This window comes from Streptomyces spongiae (assembly GCF_009377185.1).
Classification (GTDB): domain Bacteria; phylum Actinomycetota; class Actinomycetes; order Streptomycetales; family Streptomycetaceae; genus Streptomyces; species Streptomyces spongiae.
This window is the reverse complement of record NZ_VJZC01000698.1, coordinates 1-4,710: the sequence shown is the minus strand read 5'-3', so window position 1 is coordinate 4,710 and position 4,710 is coordinate 1. Positions and strand designations below refer to the sequence as shown.

The window sequence follows — 4,710 nt, the reverse complement described above, 5'->3', positions numbered from 1 at the left end:
CTCCTGGGACGCTCCCTCGGGCTGCATCTCCGGCTGGCTCACCCGGCACTCCCTACTGCTGTGCTGCTGACGACGCCGGCACCCGGCCGACCCGACGGGACGTAACGCTCCGTTCCTAGCGTCCAACGGCGGGCGACGGCGGCGCTTTCATCGTTTTTCCGCCCGGACGAGGTCCTTGATCAGGTATCGGATCCCGTGGGGCTCACCCGAAAGAGTGCATGGGCGACGGCAACGTCGACCACGTAGGCTCGTGCCAGGCGGGAAACGGCCCGAGAGGGACCCGTAAAACCCGTAGCAGAACCCGAAAACCCACAGCGAAAAACCCGCAACAAAGCACCCGCACACAGAGAACCCGCAACAGAGAACCCGCAAAGGGAGCTGATCGTGATCCCCGGTGGTGGCCAGCCCAACATGCAGCAGCTGCTCCAGCAGGCCCAGAAGATGCAGCAGGACCTGGCGAACGCGCAGGAGGAGCTCGCCAGGACCGAGGTGGACGGCCAGGCGGGCGGCGGCCTGGTGAAGGCCACGGTGACCGGCTCCGGCGAGCTGCGCGGCCTGGTCATCGACCCGAAGGCCGTCGACCCGGAGGACACCGAGACCCTCGCCGACCTGGTCGTCGCGGCGGTCCAGGCGGCCAACGAGAACGCGCAGGCACTTCAGCAGCAGAAGCTGGGCCCCCTCGCCCAGGGCCTGGGCGGCGGCAGCGGCATCCCCGGCCTGCCGTTCTGACACCGCCCGGTGCCGGCGCCCCCGGGCGCCCTCCGCGCAACCCCGGACCTGCCTTTCTCAGAGGGGCACGGGCCAACTACCGTACGAACTGACAGACTCCGCGAGGGTCGGCACGAAGGGCAGGCAGTCCGTTGTACGAAGGCGTGGTCCAGGACCTCATCGACGAACTGGGGAGGCTCCCAGGCGTCGGTCCCAAGAGCGCGCAACGGATCGCCTTCCACATCCTCCAGGCCGAGCCGACCGACGTACGCCGCCTCGCGCAGGCCCTCATGGAGGTCAAGGCCAAGGTCCGCTTCTGCGCGACCTGCGGGAACGTGGCGCAGGAGGAGCTCTGCGGCATCTGCCGCGACACGCGCCGCGACCCCGCCGTGATCTGTGTCGTGGAGGAGCCGAAGGACGTGGTCGCGATCGAGCGCACGCGGGAGTTCCGAGGCCGTTACCACGTCCTGGGCGGCGCGATCAGCCCGATCGAGGGCGTAGGGCCCGACGACCTGCGGATCAGGGAACTGCTGGCCCGGCTGGCCGACGGCACGGTCACGGAGCTCATCCTGGCCACGGACCCGAACCTGGAGGGCGAGGCCACCGCCACGTACCTCGCCCGCATGATCAAACCCATGGGCCTCAAGGTCACCCGCCTGGCCAGCGGCCTCCCGGTGGGTGGCGACCTGGAATACGCGGACGAGGTGACTCTCGGCCGCGCCTTCGAGGGGAGACGACTCCTAGATGTCTGACGCCACGCTGCACGCGACCAACCAGGACCCGGACGACTTCGCGGTCCAGATCGCGGACCAGGTAGAGAGCTTCCTCGTCGCCGTCACGGAAGTGGCGAAGGGCGACGAGCCGGAATCGGCGATCCCCTTCCTCCTTCTGGAGGTCTCCCAGCTCATGCTGGCCGGCGGCCGTCTCGGCGCGCACGAGGACATCGTGCCGGAGGAGCGGTACGAGCCGGACATGGGCCCGGAGCAGGACGTGGACCAGCTCCGCGAGAACCTGGCCCGCCTGCTGGACCCGATCGACGTCTACTCCGAGGTCTTCGACCCGTACGAGCCCCGGAAGGCACCGGTCCCGGCCCGTATCTCCGACGACCTCGCCGACGTCATCACCGACCTCCGCCACGGCATGGCCCACTACCGCGCGGGCCGCACGACGGAGGCGCTGTGGTGGTGGCAGTTCTCGTACTTCTCCAACTGGGGCTCGACGGCGTCCGCGACGCTGCGCGCCCTGCAGTCCCTCCTGGCCCACGTCAGGCTCAACCAGCCCCTGGCGGAGCTGGACGGCCTGGACACCGACCAGGCGGGCATGGGCGACGAGACCCTGGAGTTCGAGGCCGGAAGGGTGATGGCGGAGGAGATCGCGGGACCGCTGGGGCTGCGGAAGGTCAGGTAGCGGGCGGCCCGATCAGCGACGACCGGACCGGCCCTGGTGGCACACGCTGAAGGCGGTGGGGGCTGCGGAGGGCTCACAGCCGTCACAGCCCCCACAGCCCCTTGCCCAGGGTGCTCAGCCCCCCGCCGAGCGCGAGCAGCAGGACGAGCACCCGCGCCTGCTTCTCCGGTACGCGCCCGGCGAGCGACCTCCCGACCAGGGCGCCCACGGCCATCGCACCGGCGGCGAGGGCCCAGACGGGCGCGGCGAGCTGGGGGAGCCCGTTCGACGCGACGGACACGACGTTGACGACGACCCCGTAGAACTGGGCGTTGGGCACGAATTCCCTCACGGTCCACCCGGCGTTGAGGGCGTACAGGGAGATGGGCGGCCCCCCGACTCCGGCGGCGGAGTTCATGAACCCGCCCAGGCCCCCGGCGACGACCGCACCTCCACCGCCACGCAGGGCGGCCACCCGCGCGCCCCGCATCACGAACACGACGGCCACGGTGACGAGAGCACCCATGCCGGCCATCAACGCGGGCTCCGACAACCGCCGCGCCACCCACGTCCCCACCGGCACCGTGCACACGGCCGCGACGCACAACGGCACCATGGCGCCGAACCGCACCCTCCGCCACCCGTCGGCCAGCCCGACGACACTGATGACCCCGGCGGCACAGTTGGCGAGTACGACCCCTTCGGCGGGGCCCAGCACGAGCACGAGAGCGGGCACGGCGACGAGGGCGAACCCCATACCGGTGAGCCACTGCACGGAGGAACCGAGCAACACGATTGCCGCCAGCAGTAGTTGGCCCATCCACCCGTCCGTCACAGCTCGGGATCCTGCCCGGCCGAGGGCACGTGATCAATGCCTCGCCTCAGCTTTGTGTCGCTCCGAGCAGCGCCGAGGGATCGACGTACGGCGCCGTCGGGGTCGGCTCGCTGTACCACCGCAGCGGCCACGTGTTCCCGTCCAGCGCCGGGATCCCGATGTATGTGACGGTACGCACGCCTCTGCCACCGAACCGCTGCACGCCGAGGGGCCAGTCGTGTCTGCGCACCTCACCCGGCGCGAGCAGGAAGTACACCCATCGGAACCCGATCGCCTCACACACGATCGGCCCCACGTCCCCGCCGGCCGCCTCGATGAGCCGTTCGGCGGCCACCTCCCCTCGTACACCCTCGATCCGAACGGCGTCGAAGTGCACGCCGGTCACGCGGAGTTGATGCCCTGAGACCGGGACCCATTCGGGCCGGTGAATTGCGTTGGTCATGGCCACACAGTGGCTACTGATTGGCTACTCTGGGTAGCGACTGAGGTGATACGCGCGGGTGTGTATCGGTCGGAGGTGCACGCTGTGTCGGGCCAGTACAACTCCAACTCCCAGCTGCCCCCGGTTGCCTGGCGCTACGGCGGCAACCAGATGAAGCGGTGGCGTACGAAGGCGAACGTCAGCCGTGAGGAGCTGGCCGCCGCGTCCAACTACTCCCCGGACACGATCAAGTCCATGGAGCAGGGTGTGCGGATGCCGACGCCCCGGGTGCTTGATGTGGCGGATGAGTTGTGCCGGGCTGAGGGGTTGTTGAGTGCGGCGAAGGAGTACCTGAAGAGGGAGCCCTTTCCGGCTCGGGCGCAGGACTTCATGCAGCACGAGAAGGAGGCGATCAACCTCTGGTGGTACGAGCCCACGCTGATCCCCGGTCCCCTGCAAACCGAGGCGTACGCACGGAAGCTGATCGGCGACCACATTCCCGCCCTGGACGAGGAAACCGTCGAGGAACGCGTCGCGGCGCGAGTGGCGCGGCAGCAGATCCACACGCGGAAGCCGCTGGTGGGGTGCAGTTACGTTCTGTACGAAGCGGCTCTACGTGGTCCCTACGTGGACAAGGAGCAACTGCTGCACTTGCTGGAGGTCGGCAAGTTGCGCAACGTGGTGATTCAGGTGCTGCCCTACAAGCAGGCCATGACCGCCGCGCTGCACGGTCAGATGGTGCTGCTGGAGACCAAGGACCACGAGCGTCTCGCGTACACGGAGGCGCCTTCTGTGAGTCAGCTGACTGTCGACCCTGGACTCGTGAGTGCCCAGACCGAACGGCTTAGCATGATCCGCACTGTGGCCCTCGACCCGGACGAGTCGGCGCGCTTCATCGAGCGGATGGTGGGAGAGCTATGAACGACCAGCTGAGGTGGTTCAAGTCGAGCTACAGCGACGGTGAAGGCGGCGCCTGCGTCGAAGTCGCCCTCCCCGCCCCCCGAACCACCATCCACATCCGCGACTCGAAGAACCCCTCGGGCCCGCAGCTCCACATCACGGCCTCCGCCTGGAGGGCCTTCGTTTCCGCAGTTCAGCCCGGGGCTTGAGCCTCGGGCTTCGAGCTCTTCCATTGGGTTCTGGGTGGGGAAAATCCAACCCAACCAACCAAGCTTGTACGTGAGTTGAAGGGGCGTAACCCGAAAGGGTGACGTTCCGTGATCGGCTTGCTTCGAAGCGTGAAATCGCTCTAGGTTCACGGCAAATAGATCGGCCCCGGCAGGTGCTCTCAACACCAACGCCAGGGCCTAGACCTACGGATCGAATGCGAGTCGATCGTGGCTTACGCCCACCCTAGCCC

General features: G+C 68.4%; 7 protein-coding genes. 5 read left to right on the top strand and 2 right to left on the bottom strand.

Features of this window, described 5'->3' with window-relative positions; translation table 11 throughout:
* Positions 1-384: 384 nt before the first annotated feature.
* From FNH08_RS44860 to FNH08_RS44850, 3 genes are all read left to right on the top strand, one after another.
* Positions 385-729 carry a YbaB/EbfC family nucleoid-associated protein gene (locus FNH08_RS44860; protein WP_322726465.1) on the top strand — a complete coding sequence of 115 codons (345 nt, stop codon included), beginning with the start codon at positions 385-387 and terminating at the stop codon, positions 727-729.
* Between the two features lie 131 nt (positions 730-860).
* Positions 861-1,460 (top strand): recombination mediator RecR, encoded by a 600-nt coding sequence (recR, locus tag FNH08_RS44855; RefSeq protein WP_134034580.1) that lies wholly within the window; start codon positions 861-863, stop codon positions 1,458-1,460.
* Positions 1,453-2,115, top strand: a complete 663-nt coding sequence (locus FNH08_RS44850; protein ID WP_152777255.1) for a DUF5063 domain-containing protein — start codon at positions 1,453-1,455, stop codon at positions 2,113-2,115. The genes recR and FNH08_RS44850 overlap by 8 nt, the downstream gene beginning before the upstream one ends.
* An 82-nt stretch (positions 2,116-2,197) precedes the next feature.
* On the opposite strand, the gene FNH08_RS44845 is transcribed toward FNH08_RS44850, so the two are convergent.
* Positions 2,198-2,914, bottom strand: coding sequence for a sulfite exporter TauE/SafE family protein (locus FNH08_RS44845; protein ID WP_152777258.1), 717 nt, complete (start codon positions 2,912-2,914; stop codon positions 2,198-2,200).
* A 61-nt stretch (positions 2,915-2,975) separates the two neighbouring features.
* On the bottom strand, positions 2,976-3,377 hold the full coding sequence (locus tag FNH08_RS44840; RefSeq protein WP_407704576.1) for a hypothetical protein: 402 nt from the start codon (positions 3,375-3,377) through the stop codon (positions 2,976-2,978).
* Between the two features lie 78 nt (positions 3,378-3,455).
* Between FNH08_RS44840 and FNH08_RS44835 the strand changes: the two genes are divergently transcribed.
* Together FNH08_RS44835 and FNH08_RS44830 are read left to right on the top strand one after the other, a co-directional pair.
* Complete coding sequence (locus FNH08_RS44835) at positions 3,456-4,271, top strand: helix-turn-helix domain-containing protein (protein WP_322726464.1); 816 nt, start codon at positions 3,456-3,458, stop codon at positions 4,269-4,271.
* On the top strand, positions 4,268-4,459 hold the full coding sequence (locus tag FNH08_RS44830) for a DUF397 domain-containing protein (RefSeq protein WP_152777253.1): 192 nt from the start codon (positions 4,268-4,270) through the stop codon (positions 4,457-4,459). Before FNH08_RS44835 ends, FNH08_RS44830 begins: the two co-directional genes overlap by 4 nt.
* Positions 4,460-4,710: the final 251 nt, after the last annotated feature.